General features: G+C 38.8%; 12 protein-coding genes. 7 read left to right on the forward strand and 5 right to left on the reverse strand.

Annotated elements, in window-relative coordinates; genetic code table 11:
• Positions 1-113 precede the first annotated feature (113 nt).
• Both HMPREF0766_RS12935 and dnaG read right to left on the reverse strand, forming a co-directional pair.
• Complete coding sequence (locus HMPREF0766_RS12935; RefSeq protein WP_002997953.1) at positions 114-470, reverse strand: YraN family protein; 357 nt, start codon at positions 468-470, stop codon at positions 114-116.
• 1 nt (position 471) lies between these two features.
• Positions 472-2,523: a DNA primase gene (gene dnaG, locus HMPREF0766_RS12940; RefSeq protein ID WP_002997955.1), complete on the reverse strand. Its 2,052-nt coding sequence runs from the start codon at positions 2,521-2,523 to the stop codon at positions 472-474.
• A gap of 143 nt (positions 2,524-2,666) precedes the next feature.
• Here dnaG and HMPREF0766_RS12945 point away from each other — a divergent pair, with 143 nt between their 5' ends.
• Positions 2,667-4,052 (forward strand): nucleotide sugar dehydrogenase, encoded by a 1,386-nt coding sequence (locus HMPREF0766_RS12945; RefSeq protein ID WP_002997958.1) that lies wholly within the window; start codon positions 2,667-2,669, stop codon positions 4,050-4,052.
• A gap of 46 nt (positions 4,053-4,098) precedes the next feature.
• On the opposite strand, the gene HMPREF0766_RS12950 is transcribed toward HMPREF0766_RS12945, so the two are convergent.
• The 3 genes from HMPREF0766_RS12950 to HMPREF0766_RS12960 all read right to left on the reverse strand — a co-directional run bounded on the left by HMPREF0766_RS12950 (position 4,099) and on the right by HMPREF0766_RS12960 (position 8,055).
• Positions 4,099-4,731: a porin family protein gene (locus HMPREF0766_RS12950; protein WP_002997960.1), complete on the reverse strand. Its 633-nt coding sequence runs from the start codon at positions 4,729-4,731 to the stop codon at positions 4,099-4,101.
• 120 nt (positions 4,732-4,851) lie between these two features.
• Positions 4,852-7,269 carry a GumC family protein gene (locus tag HMPREF0766_RS12955; protein ID WP_002997962.1) on the reverse strand — a complete coding sequence of 806 codons (2,418 nt, stop codon included), beginning with the start codon at positions 7,267-7,269 and terminating at the stop codon, positions 4,852-4,854.
• A gap of 6 nt (positions 7,270-7,275) precedes the next feature.
• Positions 7,276-8,055 carry a polysaccharide biosynthesis/export family protein gene (locus tag HMPREF0766_RS12960; protein ID WP_002997964.1) on the reverse strand — a complete coding sequence of 260 codons (780 nt, stop codon included), beginning with the start codon at positions 8,053-8,055 and terminating at the stop codon, positions 7,276-7,278.
• Positions 8,056-8,538: 483 nt separating this feature from the next.
• Between HMPREF0766_RS12960 and HMPREF0766_RS12965 the strand changes: the two genes are divergently transcribed.
• The 6 genes from HMPREF0766_RS12965 to HMPREF0766_RS12990 all read left to right on the forward strand — a co-directional run bounded on the left by HMPREF0766_RS12965 (position 8,539) and on the right by HMPREF0766_RS12990 (position 15,530).
• Positions 8,539-9,405, forward strand: coding sequence for a helix-turn-helix domain-containing protein (locus HMPREF0766_RS12965; protein WP_236590631.1), 867 nt, complete (start codon positions 8,539-8,541; stop codon positions 9,403-9,405).
• Positions 9,406-9,515: 110 nt separating this feature from the next.
• Positions 9,516-10,046 (forward strand): hypothetical protein, encoded by a 531-nt coding sequence (locus tag HMPREF0766_RS12970; protein WP_002997968.1) that lies wholly within the window; start codon positions 9,516-9,518, stop codon positions 10,044-10,046.
• Between the two features lie 172 nt (positions 10,047-10,218).
• On the forward strand, positions 10,219-10,746 hold the full coding sequence (locus HMPREF0766_RS12975; RefSeq protein ID WP_002997970.1) for a hypothetical protein: 528 nt from the start codon (positions 10,219-10,221) through the stop codon (positions 10,744-10,746).
• A gap of 86 nt (positions 10,747-10,832) precedes the next feature.
• Positions 10,833-11,642, forward strand: a complete 810-nt coding sequence (locus HMPREF0766_RS12980) for a fimbrial biogenesis chaperone (RefSeq protein WP_002997971.1) — start codon at positions 10,833-10,835, stop codon at positions 11,640-11,642.
• Positions 11,626-12,705 carry a hypothetical protein gene (locus tag HMPREF0766_RS12985; RefSeq protein ID WP_002997973.1) on the forward strand — a complete coding sequence of 360 codons (1,080 nt, stop codon included), beginning with the start codon at positions 11,626-11,628 and terminating at the stop codon, positions 12,703-12,705. Before HMPREF0766_RS12980 ends, HMPREF0766_RS12985 begins: the two co-directional genes overlap by 17 nt.
• Before the next feature lie 14 nt (positions 12,706-12,719).
• The gene (locus HMPREF0766_RS12990; protein WP_037460261.1) at positions 12,720-15,530 is read left to right on the forward strand and encodes a COG1470 family protein; all 2,811 of its coding nucleotides are present in this window, start codon (positions 12,720-12,722) and stop codon (positions 15,528-15,530) included.
• The last annotated feature ends 97 nt before the right edge of the window (positions 15,531-15,627 follow it).

A 15,627-nucleotide genomic window follows, 5' to 3' on the forward strand; every position in this document is an offset into this window, starting at 1 on the left:
AGCACAATAACATATTTTAACTCTCCATCTTTCTTGAGAAGATACTGAAACAGATTTACCTCGCTCCTACTTCATTACGGGCCAGCCGGACAAATCGTATATCTCGATACTCATTATTCACTCCAGAATGCATCCTTAATCAAATGGATATATGCAGGCTCACCCAGATAAACAGACACAATATCAAAGCGTATATCTCCCTGATGCCCTCGCTCTTCTATACAGGCCCGGGCTGCACGAATCAATTTTCGTTGTTTCTGTATATCTACAAAATCAGCAGGTTCACCATGAGCAATCGAAGATCGTGTCTTCACTTCTACAAAAACAAGAATATCACCATCATAAGCCAATATATCGACTTCCAGTTTTCCAGTCCTCCAGTTAAGGGCTAAAATCTGGTATCCCAAGGCAGTCAGATGAGATAAAGCCATTTGCTCTCCCTTCTTTCCTTGTTCCAGATGCTTTGCCATATTACTTCACAATAGTATTGCCCAGAAAATCTCCCAGTACGCGTTCCGCCTCTTTCAATTTCTGATATTTACTCAATAGTATCTCCAGATTAGCCTGATCCTGCTCTGTCCTTAACTCTTCACGGATTCTGAGCATTTCAGATTCTACTTTACGCTTTTTGATGCGATAAATCGCCTGTATTACCAGATTTTTAAGCAATTCATACTCCTGTGTGACATAGATCTTTCGCTTATCGTCATTCCAGTTAGGACTTAGATTATATGGTGAGGCAACACAGGTAATGGCAAGGTCGGAAACCAGCCTATCCTCATGAGAAAAAAACTGTTTAGCCTGAGGGATTTCAAATCTTTCCGCATATTCTTTATATACACCAAGGATATAAGCACTTGGCTTATCTTCGAATTCTACATCATCGATACTACCGAGTAACAATGGAGCAATAGGAATATCTCCGTCGCCTTCCCAGGTTGCCAGATAATCTCCATAATTGAGAAGTATGCGAATGATTTCACGCTCCTGAAGAATCTCAGGAGTGATTTTATGTTCGGGTTCCGGAGCCGGACCACCCCGCTCCTCATCTGTCATAAAGAAATCCGCAGGTGGCCCGTCTCCCTCAGACGGAGAAAAAGGAGGCGAAGAAACAGATGGATTACGCTGATTTTTCTTATCCGCATCCTTTGCCTTTTTAACCCGGATATTATTCAGTTCGGAAAGCAATACCCGTTCTTCTATATCGAGCAGGTTACTACACTGACGTATAAATACAGCGACCTTGATCTCATCCGGTATCAGAGCAATACTTTCTACGACATCCCGGATAACATCGGCACGCTTTATTGGATCATTTTCGGCATCCTTAAGGAGGATATTTGTTTTAAAAAAAATAAAATCTTCCTGATGATCGGCTATATATTTTTTGAAGGCATCTGATCCGAATTTTTGTACGTAAGAATCGGGGTCATTCCCGTCCGGAAAAAGAAGAATTTTTACATTCAGTCCTTCTTCCAGCAACATGTCTGTTCCTCTCAGTGAGGCCTTTATTCCGGCTGTATCACCATCATACAGAATAGTTACATTCTTTGTAAACCTGGAAATCAACCTGATTTGCCCGGATGTAAGTGAAGTACCGGAGGAAGACACAACGTTCTCCACACCTGCCTGATGCACAGACAATACATCTGCATATCCCTCTACCAGATAACAGTTATCTGCATCAACTATGGCCTTCTTTGCAAAGTTGAGTCCGTAAAGTACATCCGATTTATGATAGATTTCGCTTTCGGGAGAATTGACATACTTCGGAACACTTTTTTCAGTTTTCAGTGTCCGGCCACCGAAACCAATGACTCGCCCTGTAAGGTTTTGAATGGGAAACATAACTCTTCCCCGGAAACGATCGTACATACTGCCGTCGTCCCGTTGTATAGTGAGTCCGATTTCTTTCAGATATTCCTCCTGAAAACCAGCAGTTTTGGCCGCTTCGACAAGAGCTGTCCACTGATCCGGAGAATATCCGAGTTCAAACTTCTTAATAATATCTTCCCGGTATCCTCTTTCCCTGAAATAAGCCAGACCAATGGATTGTCCCATATCTGTCTGCCACATATTGTCCTTGAAAAATTTACCTGCCCATTGGCTCAGCACATACAGACTTTCACGTTTGTCCTGTGCCGCCATTTGTGCCGGACTACGCTCCTGTTCTTCGACATCGATATGATATTTATTTGCGAGATAACGGATAGCTTCCGGATAGGAATATTTCTCCAGATCCATCACAAACTTCAGTGCATCACCACCCGCCCCGCAACCAAAACACTTGTAAATACCTTTAGCTACAGATACGTGAAAAGAAGGTGTTTTCTCATTATGAAAAGGACAATTTCCGATCAGAGAAGTTCCCCGTTTTTTGAGGTCTACGAAATCTCCCACGACCTCTTCAATACGGGCCGTATCCAACACTTTATCTATCGTTTCCTTTTTAATCACAGCATCTTCCTTTTGTGTTAGTAAAATTAGGCAATAGGATTGAGTAGACAAAATGATTACTTGCAACAAAGTAGCAAATACTTTAGTGGCCAGGGAAATTTATAGTTTCTGATTATGCTTACACATTACAGAAAAACCTTACGTTTCCGGGACTTTACCAAATAGATTTGCCGTTAATATTCCTTATTTTTGCATCACAATTCATAAGTATGAAAAGAAGAGTTAAGAAAATATGTTGTATCGGAGCGGGTTATGTAGGAGGTCCTACTATGTCCGTTATTGCAAAACAATGCCCGGACATTCAAATTACTGTTGTCGATGTGAACAGCAATCGTATTGAAGCCTGGAATGATATAAATCCGGATAATCTCCCTGTCTTTGAGCCGGGATTGGCTGCTATTGTACAGGAAGCCCGCGGACGTAATCTTTTCTTTTCAACAGATGTGAACAAGGCTATAGATGAAGCCGACATGATCTTTATTTCGGTCAATACCCCTACTAAAAACTATGGAAAGGGTAAAGGGAAAGCTGCCGATCTTAAATATATCGAACTTTGCGCTCGTCAGATTGCGGAAGTAGCGACAGCGGACAAGATTGTAGTGGAAAAATCTACCTTGCCTGTACGTACTGCTGCTGCTTTAAAAAACATACTGGAAAATACCGGTAACGGAGTAAATTTCCATATCCTCTCTAATCCTGAGTTTCTGGCTGAAGGTACTGCCGTACAGGATCTGTTACATCCGGATCGTGTATTGATAGGTGGCGAAAACGAAGAAGCAATAGAAGCTCTTGCTGAAATCTATGCCACATGGGTAGATCGCAGCAAGATTATTACCACTAACTTATGGTCATCTGAGCTTTCAAAACTTACAGCCAATGCTTTCCTGGCACAACGTGTTTCCTCCATCAATTCTATCTCAGAACTATGTGAAAAAACTGGAGCAAATGTGGATGAGGTTGCCAAAGCAATTGGCATGGACTCCAGAATTGGGTCCAAATTCCTAAAGGCTTCTGTAGGTTTCGGAGGATCTTGTTTTCAAAAGGACATCCTTAATCTTGTCTATATTGCAAGAAGCTATAATCTACATGAAGTAGCTGATTATTGGGAACAGGTCATTCTGATGAATGATCATCAGAAACGAAGATTTGCAGACCACATTATCCAAACGCTTTACAACACAGTATCCGGGAAGAAAATTGCATTCTATGGTTGGGCATTCAAAAAAGACACCAATGATACCCGCGAATCTGCAGCCATCTATGTGGCAGATTATCTTTTAAATGAAGAAGCTGAAATTGTTGTCTTTGATCCGAAGGTCTCTGCGGAGAAAATATATGCCGATCTGGATTACCTCAATACCCGTAGCCCTGAAGAAAACAGACGCCTGGTAAAAGTGGTACAAAACCCGACAGAAGCTGCAGATAAAGCACATGCTGTGGCCATCCTGACGGAATGGGATGAATTCAAAGACTATGATTGGGCACAAATAAAGACCCTTATGAAAAAACCGGCCTTTGTATTTGACGGGCGAAAATTACTGAACCGGACGCAACTTGAAGAATTAGGTTTTAAATATTACGCTATCGGCGAATAAATAAGCTGTCTCCTGTAGTCCAATAGACCAGGAGACAGTTCATCTTTTATAATTGAATTCCCACACCAAGCGATAATACTCTGTTTTTGGCTGTATTGTCGATATTACTTCCGTATAAATTAGATAAGCCCAGACCATAGCCCATATTAACCAGTAAGCCATTTTCAAACTTATAATTAGCCATCAGGCTAATTCCATAATCCTGTCTTTTCATTTCTTTACCATTGAAGTCAAAATCAATGTTTCCGCTTTTATAAACATCACTCTGACCTTCAAACTTTTGTTTTCCCGAAAGGTTAAATCCAATATAAGGGCCGGCACCAAATTGCAACTGATCATTTCCGATCAACATCTTACCAACGATATGAAGAGGGATTTCAACTACCCAAAGTCTGGTCTTCAGGTTACCGTAACTGGTTTCACTCTCGAAAAATTTGTCATTATACCCTTTCCCTACCAGTGAAACACCCGGTTGAATTGAAAAATATTGTGCAACAGGCAGATCTACAAAACCTCCGACAAAACCGGATAAATATGTCCTCGGATTTCCGCCCTCTGAAAACTGAAAAGTAGGAAAAGCTAATCCCCCCTTGACTCCGAATTCGATCTTCGATTTATATTGCGCATGTACCGCAACACTCATACAGACAAAAGCTAATACTATGGAAAGTCTTTTCATATAATATAAAATAAGTGTTTCTCAAATATACAAGATAAACCCAGATCTTGTACCAAAAAATAAGAGCGGGATGTCAATTTTAACATCCCGCTCTTATCATCTTTTATAGAATAGAGTTCATTAAATTCTGTTCTTATCTTTTCCGAAAATCAGATTTTTCAAGCGTTTACGTAAAGACACTTCACCAGTATCTCCATATCCGTAGCCGTAACCGTAGCCATAGCCGTAACCTCTGGCAAAGTCCACATCATTGATTACTACAGCCATATTCTTCAATTTGCCTTTTTCATACAGCTCTTTTGGAACATTTAGCAAACGCTTATCCAGATAATTGGCCCGGGCCACATAAATGGTAAGATCGGCATTATCAGCAATCAATAACGTATCTGTTACTAAGCTCACAGGAGCTGTATCCACCAGTACATAGTCATAATGTGTTCTGCAATATTCGATCACATCATTAAAATGTCCGTTCATCAGTAATTCAGCGGGGTTAGGAGCTACATATCCGGAATAAATGACATCAAAATCGTAAGATCCGGGCTTTTTGATAATAATGTTATCAATAGGCATCTCCGGATTTATGAGGAATTGCGTAATTCCGATATTGGTATGCTGAAGGTGCGATAATCCTAAATAATCCAATACCTTCGGACTACGTATATCAGCTCCGATCAATACCACACTCTTACCAGACATAGCCAGGATACGTGCAAGGTTGGTCGACACAAAGGATTTACCTTCTCCCGATGTAGTAGAGGTAATAAACATAACTGAAGAACTTCCCTTGCGATTTCCCAACATAAAGGAAATGTTGGTTCGTAAAATCCGGAAGGCCTCCGCAAGTGAACTACGGTCATTTTCTCTGATGATGGGATCCTTAGCAGATGGTACTTCCCCTAGAATAGGAGCTGATAACTTCTCTTCTATATCTTTTCTTGAATGCACCTTATTGTCCATCAAAAATTTGATGTAGAGCACCCCGAAAGGAAGTAATATTCCTAATACCAGTGCCCCAAGCAATACAATACTCTTTTTAGGAGCAACAGGAATGTCCGAACCAAATGCTTTATCAATTATTTTCAGATTATCAGGAGTCGCAGCAGCTTTGATCTCGTTTTCTTCTCTTTTCTGTAATAAGAAGAGATAAAGCGATTCTACAATCTGTTGTTGTCTGGAGATATCGCGATAGCCTCTTTCCTGTTGAGGCAGATTACTCAATTTACCCTGCAGTTCTGATTTTTTGCCTTTTGCAGCGTTTAGTGAAAGTTGAACGGAGGTTCTGTAATTATTTAAGGAACGAAGCAGGTTATTATTGAGTACGCGGATATTATCATTCAGATTCTTTACTACAGGGTTTTCAGGAGTTGAAGACTTTAACAGATCATCCCGCTCTAATACCATCTTATTATATTCAGCGATTGTCTTTTCTATCGACACATCCTGTAATCCTACGTTAGTAGGCAACAATTCTGTATTATTAGACTGAATTGATTCCTTCATAAAATCCACCAGGCCTAATTGCGTCTGCTGCTCCATTACCTTTTTATCAGATTCACTGGCAGTCTCCAAATATAACTTTGCTTCAGCCTCTACATCCGTCAGTCGGTTTCCTTCCTTGAATTTTTCGGCTTCCCTATCTACACCGATCAGATCTCCCGTAATGATAGCCAGACGATCTCCTATAAATTTAGAAGTGGCACGAGTCAATTTATGTTTATCCTCTGTCAGATCCGTATTATACTGATTGATCAGTTCGTCAACAATTTGTTCTGCTTTTTCTTTTGAATTAGCAGTCATGGAAAAGTTGATAATATTGGATTGCTTTTCCGGATTAGGGGTAATATTAATTCCCTTAATCAGATCCAGTACCATTTTCTTTTTTGGTATGATAGTGATTCCATAGGATAAATCCTTAGCCTGATCTAATTGATTACCATTTGGAACGAGCAAGACCTCTCCGATAGTAGTTTTAATTTTCTTTCCAAAATCAAAGGTTCCCACTTCTTTTGTTTTAAGATTCTTCAGTGAAAATTTAGTATTTGACAATACTTCTACAATGAAGCTTCCGCTAACTGAATCCCTGTATTCTGAGGATTGATTTAACAGCACCCATTTAAATGGAGACTGTTGCTCTGTGATATCCTGAGAGGTCAAACGTCCTTTAACACTGTAATTAGTAGATAAATTTAATCTATCTACGACCTTACTTACTAATCTTCGGGATTTCAGGACATCGATCTGATCCATTACCTGTGAGGAAGTAGCTGATGAACCAGCCATTTCAGCCAGATCAGATAACCCGGCCAATTCTCCTTTTGCACTCTTTTCATCCGGTAAAAGAATCTTTGCATCAACCGCATACTGTTTAGGGGTGTAGCGAAGATACAAAAAGGCAAGTGCAAGAACTACAAATACGGAAATAACAAACCATTTCCAGTAATACAGATACTGCTCAAATAGGGCTTTTAAGTTTAATTCTTCTCCCTCGCTTTCCATAGAAGCATTAGGCAGAGTATGGTTGGGTTTTGGAGTCATATAATATTAACGTACAATAACGGATATAATGGTAATAATTAATCCCGCAATTGAGATAATGATATTTGTATTTTGTCCATAGTTTGCATTTCTGATCTGAGAACCGTTGGGCTCTACATATACCACATCATTTTGAGCGAGATAATAGAAAGGCGAATTAAGGGCATCCTGTTTTGTCAGGTCGATTCTGTTCATAGTCTTAGCTCCATTAATCTCCCGGATGACCAGTACATTATTTCGCATTCCTTTCATAGTCATATCTCCGGCTAGTCCTAAGGCTTCAAATATAGTTACCCGCTCATTATTTAACGTATATGTTCCGGGTTTAGCGACTTCGCCAACTACGGTTACTTTAAAATTACTATAGGATATATTTACACCCGGATCCAGTATATAGGTCTTTAATCGCTGACGGATCAGATCCATTGCTTCCAGACGTGTTAGTCCTCCTACTTTAAGCTTCCCTAATACCGGAAAATCAATATCTCCGTTATCATCTACAGTATAGGTGGGTTTAAAAGCCATATCCGTTGCTGTTCCTGCTGTTGGTTGATATACGTTTTGCGGATTAAATGGCAAAGTAGCTTTTATATCTGCAGCAGAAACAGAGATTGCCAAAATATCGTTGGGCTGGATTTTCGGGATATGCTGTTGATAAATTGTACTGATCTGAGTAGAGTCAGGCTGTAGATAAATTATCTCTTTGCGCGATCCACAGGAAAACATACCGACCAGGGTAAGAAGAAACAGCGACAAGAAAAAAGCTCTCGAAAAATTGATATTCATATATTCTGTTGAATAAAGATTGATATGGTATTAAAAAGTTTTTATAATGCTTTGGCACAGCAATAATCAGTCCAAGGCACCATTCCTATCCCAATAAACCGTAAAAATACAATTCTTTTCAACAAGCAGGTACGTTTTTTTCAAATAAATAGACAGGACTTATTTACATCTAAACTCTACAACCAAACTAAAAAATAACACAAACATCTATATATCAAAAACATACGAAAGAAAAAGCTAATAAACTTAAACCTAAATCACACATCTTTTCAGTTAACATCAAACTGATAAACAGGACTATGAGAAAGCACAAAATACTGCAAATATTATCTTTATAAACCTCGTCAAAACTTGTACTATCCATACGCTATAGCTATATTAGCATCCGGAATACCAGAGACATCTACCAACGTTTCGTCAGAAAAACATTCACTACAAAAATGAGTATCGTACAAACTCTTTTCGGGTTGTGGTTATATGTCAATGGAAAACTGTAACACAAGTATGAGTTCTATGCCTATTGATTTCGGAATACATTTATCAGATAGTATACATAATCATCTTCCCCAAGCGTATAATAATATCCGAAGGGATCTCTATCTAATTCTGTTGACTCAGGATAAACCCTACAGATTATATATCGGAGATTCAGAAGTTGAGCTTGCGCCTCATACACTTGCCTATATTAATCCGAATGTGGCAACACGCTTTGTTCCTCAGGGAGATGCACATATGCACATCCTTTATTTCACAGCAGATTTTTATGCTCAGACATCCAGAGATACCTTTTTCTTAACACAAAGTCCACTCTTCAAAGAGAATATCAATTTATTTCAGTTATCTGAAGAAGGAATTTTATATTCTACAAATCTGATTAATCTGTTATATAATATAAGAGACAAATATAAAGAGAAGATATATCAGGATCTTCTGCATAATTTATTAGAGCAGATACTATTGCTTGGCATGATCTATAATCCGCATCATATTGAATATATTCACAGCGAAAATTCTGAAGAATTTCTGAGCAGATATTTCGAGAAGTTATTGGAACAACATCTTGCAAAAGAGAAATCCGTCAAATTTTATGCAGATATGTTGCAGGTTAGTTCCCGTAAACTTACTGCTGCCACAAGACAGGCCTTAGGCAAAACGCCAAAAGAGATTATTCTCGAGCATATTACACAGGAAGCGAAACGTAAATTGATAAATACACAAAAAAGCATTAAAGAGATCGCCTATGCGCTTGGATACAAGGATGAGAACAATTTCAGTTCTCTGTTTACAAAAGAAGTGGGTTGCTCTCCAAAAATATACCGTCGCCGGAACCAATACCCGCCTAAAGACTAAGATTACAAAAATTAATGATCGTACTCATTAACCTGTAATTTCACAAGAAATTAATCGGATTTTAAAGTATGATTTGTTAAATTTACAGTATCACCTATTGAGGAGGCCCTATGAAATGGTTAGTACTTCTGCTCATATTTATAAGTTTTGCAAATGCAGAGACTGCGTTTGCACAAGTGGCCAGACCTGTACAATTAAACATTATCCTTCATGAAGTACAGCACCTCTCCGTCAATCCTGAACAATCCACTACTAACCTTGAATATAAAACAGTAAAAGATTATCGCGAGGGTGTTTCCAAAACACAAAACAATCACCTGACAGTACTGAGTACTACTCCTTATATTATAAAAGTACAGGTCATGGAAAATGAGCAACAGGCAGGTACTTCTGCATCTGTGTCATCACCTTCTCTTGAGCTTTTTGCGCAACCTACTAATTCTACATTTCCTGTTCATACCGAGCTTCAGCAACTCAGTACTAAAGATGCTTCTTTAATAAGTAGCGACCACCCAAGTACAGGTACATATTATGATGTTATCTACAAAAGTACAGGGCAGCAATCTGCTATAGATTTCATCAAAAATAACGAGAAAACAACCTACTCCAACACCATTCTCTACAGCATCGAAAGTAAGTAAATATTCTTTTGTAGAGACCCGTCTACAAAAATAGGTGTTACAACAGTTTTTCATATTTCTTTGTTCCTTTTTCATCTTTTTGGATCCGTTATTCCATAGTAATTTTGTCATGTCAAAGAAATACAAATAGTTTATTTTCAGAGACATAGCAAATTTTAAACAACAAACGAAAATGAAAAAATTCTTATTGGCACTTGTAGTTACAGGAGCTATGGTAACAGCAGCAAAAGCACAAACAGCAGCAGTAAAAGTTAATGTTATCCTTAACCCAATACAATCTATTTCTCTTGGAGAAGGCGCTTCAAACGACGTTGTAAATTTAGAATACAAAACAGTTGAAGATTACAAAAACGGAGTATCCAAAACAGTAAACAATCAACTATATGTTACTTCCATTGGTGGAGGTTATAAGATAAAAGCGAAGTCATCCGTTAACAATCCGGTAGCGACTACCGCAGCTGAAAAAAACATTGACGGTAGCACTGTAACCGTTAAGATTGAAGGAAAAGGAACAACGTATACAAACAATATCCGTGATCTTGTTGCCGGTAAAGATGCTTACCAGTCAACAGCTACCTCAGGAGAGTCATTAAATGTAACATATGCAGCAGCTGGAAACAATGCTTATGTTGACAAAGTTTTGAACAAACAAAAAACGACATACACTGTAAATGTTGTGTATGAAATCACAGCAGAGTAATCTCAGAACATTTATAAATACAAAAAACTACATCTTACTTGGTGTAGTTTTTTGTATTTTAGGACATTCTATAAGATCCTACCACTATGAAAAATCTGCTTATTAGTATACTGCTACTGGTATCTGCATCATCCGTATTTGCTCAGACAGGTATTACGGTAGGCCCTCCGCGGACTTATTTTGTAGCCGGTCCCGGCCAGCAACAGACACAGCGTATTTCTATCAGCAATCCAAGCAAAGATTATACTATGGAACTAGCCGTTTCTTTTGAAGACTGGCAGTATAGTACATATGGAGACAATCAGACTTTTCCTAAGGGAACATTAGCCACATCATGTGCAGCATGGCTTTCTACACCGGAGATTTACTTTTCACTGAAACCTGAAGAAACCAAGATGATCAATGTTAACATTTCCGTACCAAAAGATTATGTGGCACTCGATACAGTACCTGTACGTACAGCCATGATGTTTGTTACGCAGATGAACCCAAAGACCGGCGTTAACAAAGAAGGAGCTAATATTCGTATAGCACTTCGTTCCGGAATTAAACTATATCAGGCTTTGCCGGGTAAAAACAATGCGGATATTGAGATTGAAGGACTTAAATATAATAAGGGAGAATCACAGGCGCTTGAACTTAACTTCAGCAATACAGGTAACATTTGGGCAGACGGACAGATTGCAGTAGAGTTACTTAATCAGGAAAATGGAAAAAAAACGGAATTACCTTCTTCAAACTTCTTTACCATGCCACGGGATAAGCGCATCTTCCCTATTCCCCTACCTAAAGAACTCGAGAACGGAACCTATCTCGCTTCCGTTCTAATCAGCTATGGAGAAAAAGATGCTGTAAAAATCGGAGAACTTGAATTCAATTATGAAAAATCAAATTAACGTTCAGTTTGCACTTATCATATTTCTCCTCTTTGGTAATATACCATTCCAAAGTCAGGCACAGTTGCGCTTTGATGTTTACAGCACACAATATCACAATGTAACTTCATATAACGGATATGATAGCGGAGTCGGGAGTCATACTTTTCATTTTTCGTATAACGGCACAAGTATCAATATTCCAAACTGGTCTGTAACAGCCCGGGTGAAAGCCCCTATTGTACCTGAAAGCGGCAATAATGTTTCCGGCCAGCCTTTTCCGGCAGATAAGATCGGTTTCAGGTTTACACATGACGATGCACAGTCCGTCAATCTATCCAGCATCGGAGCCACCACAGCCTTAATTCCTTTGCAGCAAAGCAATGAGGTCTTTATGATACGCAATTCCAAAGCGCCCATATTTTTTCAAAGCCAATATAACGGATATATGCAGTTTCGGCTTTATTATACACTTCAGATTGCCGGCGGTGATTATCTGGATCTCTTAAAGAATAAAGACCCCTATAATATTATTGTTTACGGGCTTCCTGTCCAGTATACCGTTTATAATGAAAAAGGAGAGGCAATCCTGAGCAGAGATGTATATTACAGGATACAGATCAACAATACCCTTACGGGAGGATCTACCGAACCGGATTACAGTATCTCCATTATGGAGAATGCAAAAAACGGAGTATTGGAATTTATCTCCTATGCAGACTACAAGAGAGGAGTAACTGCACAATACCCGGATGGCCTCCGCATTAATTCCATCACAGACTTTGAAGTCAATATCAAAGCTTTGGATCCCGAATTTAAAAATGCAGCCAACAATACACTGGACCTTTCGGTTTTAAATATACAATTGCAACCTGCTACCGATGCTTCCAAAACATATAGCAACCCCATACTTCCGATAAGCACTTCTGCACAAACTTATCTTATAGGGACAGCAAACAAAAGCAAGAAAAAACCACAATATTTTAACATTCAGTATAATGCATCTTTTGATCAGCAAAAACTTTCAACTATTAAGTCCGGAGCCTACCAAACTTCTATAATATATGTTCTGACTCCAAGATAATAAGCTGATTTGTCATGAAGCGTTTTTTATTTCTCATACCGATTGTATTACTGGGCTGTATGTTTCATATAGAAGCTAAAGCTCAGCCTCACTACGATATTCAGATTAATACCGCTTCATCGCTGCATGTAGAAGAAGGTGTGGTCCAGCTCTCTATAGAAGTTATAAATACAGGCTCATCTATTTTCAAAGGATCTTTAAAAGTCGATGCTCCTGTCAATCTTTCTTTATTAAGTCAGAATACCATTGAAATTGCTGCAGGCAAAAAAAAATATCTATCCTTTAAATTTAAATGTTCCGGATTAGCAAATCTGAAAGACAAAGCGATACAAATCACGGCGATCCAACAGGGAAACGCCGTTTCAGCTCCCGTCCGGATCAGACTGGATATTGCAGAGAAACGTGCTGTTACCCTCCACAATATGACCGATGTTCAGCTGCTACAGCGTGTAGGAGATATTGTATATGTCAAAGCACTTATACGAAATGAGGGGACATCTGACGAGAAGGTCAACTTAGTATTTTCATCTCCGGACAGAATAGGCAGCCGTTCCTTTCAAACCATTTCCATGGATTTACCTTCCGGCAAGGATACATTAGTTACCTACAGCTTTACCGTTGAAAAGTACATGATGCAATTACCACGGTACAATCTCAATATTAACGGGCTATATCCCTCCAATGATATCTTTGGCAACCTTTCCCTTGTATTTAACAATGTATCTTCTGTGCGAAATTATGACAAGATGTTTCGTCAGGATCCGGATATAAATACCTATTCGCGAAATAATATTGAATGGATAGCTAACAATATAGGTGAGCTTAACAGTATGTATTATCTCCGTTCTGTGGGGGAGTATGAACTTTCAAAAGCGAAGTATCTGCGATATAATCTATATGCTACTACATATGGGAAAATAGCCGAAAAACCGCAGATTACAAATACCTGGATCAATGTAGAAAAAGATAATAAAGGTATCGTTGCAGGTAATCTGCAGGAAAGTTACGATATGTTTTTCTATGGCCGCGGAGTGAAATTTTATACTGCAGACTCTGCTAAAAACAATTCATTCGAAGCTGCTGTAGCAGAAAAATCATTTGATTTACTGGCCAGCAATACTTCCGGTCAGGGCTACTCTGCCTACGTCCGGACGGTATTGGGAAATCAGCTTCCGGATAGAAAATATTATTCCGGGACTTTATTCTATGATCATTCACCTTATGACAGTACGGAAAGTTTTCTGTTCAGTAATACTTTTGGCTTCTTCAAACAGGCACAAAAGGATAAAATAAGACTTGATGCCGATATTGGTGTCGGATTAACCAACCGGCTGCACCCGTTAGCGGGAATGTCAGATGATTCCAGACCTTCTGCAGCTCTGGGAATACGCCTCTTTACAAGACAAAAGGGATTTACGTATTCCAGTGACAATTATGTCAGTACAGCGTACTATCCGGGAAACAGAAGAGGAAGCATTCAACTCAATCAGTATATCAACCGTAAATTAGGTAATGTAAGTATTACAGCAGGATACCTTTTTAATAAATACAATCCTAAATATCTAAACCGGAACTTGTTGTTCAATATGGAAGCAACAAATTCACGTGCAAATATAGACTTTACTATGGCAGTCAATGACCTGCTCACTTACTCTTTCCAGCCGAACTACACTACTGAAAGCGGGAATAGCTTTATTAATAACAGCTATCCAACATTAAGTATTAAGAGCTGGACATTAAATAATATCTTCTATTTACGTTCACGGAATTACAGACATACTTTTTATATTTCATTCGAAACAGGCGTAAGCCGGTTAAAAAATATAGAAAATAATGCATGGATTTACAGGGGAAATTTCTCTTACAACTATGATGCATTCAATCTGTACGGTAATTTCCAAAAAGGTAATTTTCATATTTATGATGCCCTTCCTAATTTATCTGGTGTTGATGACCAAAACTACAGAGTATCGATAAGCCCATCTTATCAAAAGCAGTTTTGGAATAAAAAAATGTCAGCTACAGTAGGAGCAATACTAAATATCAGCAGTTATTCCGGAGAGAATTATATAGGTAATGCCTCTCTGCAGTACCGTGTCTTAAAGAATACCATTCTAAGCAGTTCATACTACTATTATTATCTCAACAGCAAGAGCAATTATACAAATGGGTACGGGAATATTCAGGTTGGTGTAAGGCAGAATCTTCCGTCAGACGTCTCCTCAGGCCAGCAAACCAAAAATGGAGATCTTGAAGTCTTCTGCTTTTATGATAATAATAATAATGGCATTTTTGATACGGGCGACAGCAAAGCTGTTAACTATACTTTATTGATTAATGATCTGATGCTCACGACTGACAGGCAGGGACAGGTAGCCTTCAAAAATATACCGTATGGAGAACTAGCTGTTGTTTTCCCTCCGAAAGAAGGTTTTCAGGCAAATAATCAAAAAATTCTCATCAGCAGGAGCAAGACAAAGCTATCGGTACCACTTCAGCAAAGCGTACAAATCGAAGGGACTATCCAGCTTGCTTATGATCCGGTACGTAGTGTAGCTGTAGATACCGACCTGTTGGGTTATAAAGTTTATGCAAAAGATAACTATGGACACGTATTTGAATCCCAAACCGATACAAAAGGATCCTATTCGCTTTTACTGCCTGAAGGAGAATATATCTTTTTTATGGATGAAAGTACTTTCCCGGAAAATATCTATCTGGATCAGAACTCCTATCCGATGAAGGTCACCATCGGACAGAAAGCAACAGCGCCTGCATTCAACTTACAGATCAAAGCAAAAAATATACAAATAAAGCGATTTTAAAAAATAAAGCGCAGTTTCCTGCGCTCTATTCCGGGATCATTATCCAAATGATATGGTTTCATAAATCCCGGATCACCTTATCAATCACCAATTGATT

The organism is Sphingobacterium spiritivorum ATCC 33861 (assembly GCF_000143765.1).
GTDB lineage: Bacteria > Bacteroidota > Bacteroidia > Sphingobacteriales > Sphingobacteriaceae > Sphingobacterium > Sphingobacterium spiritivorum.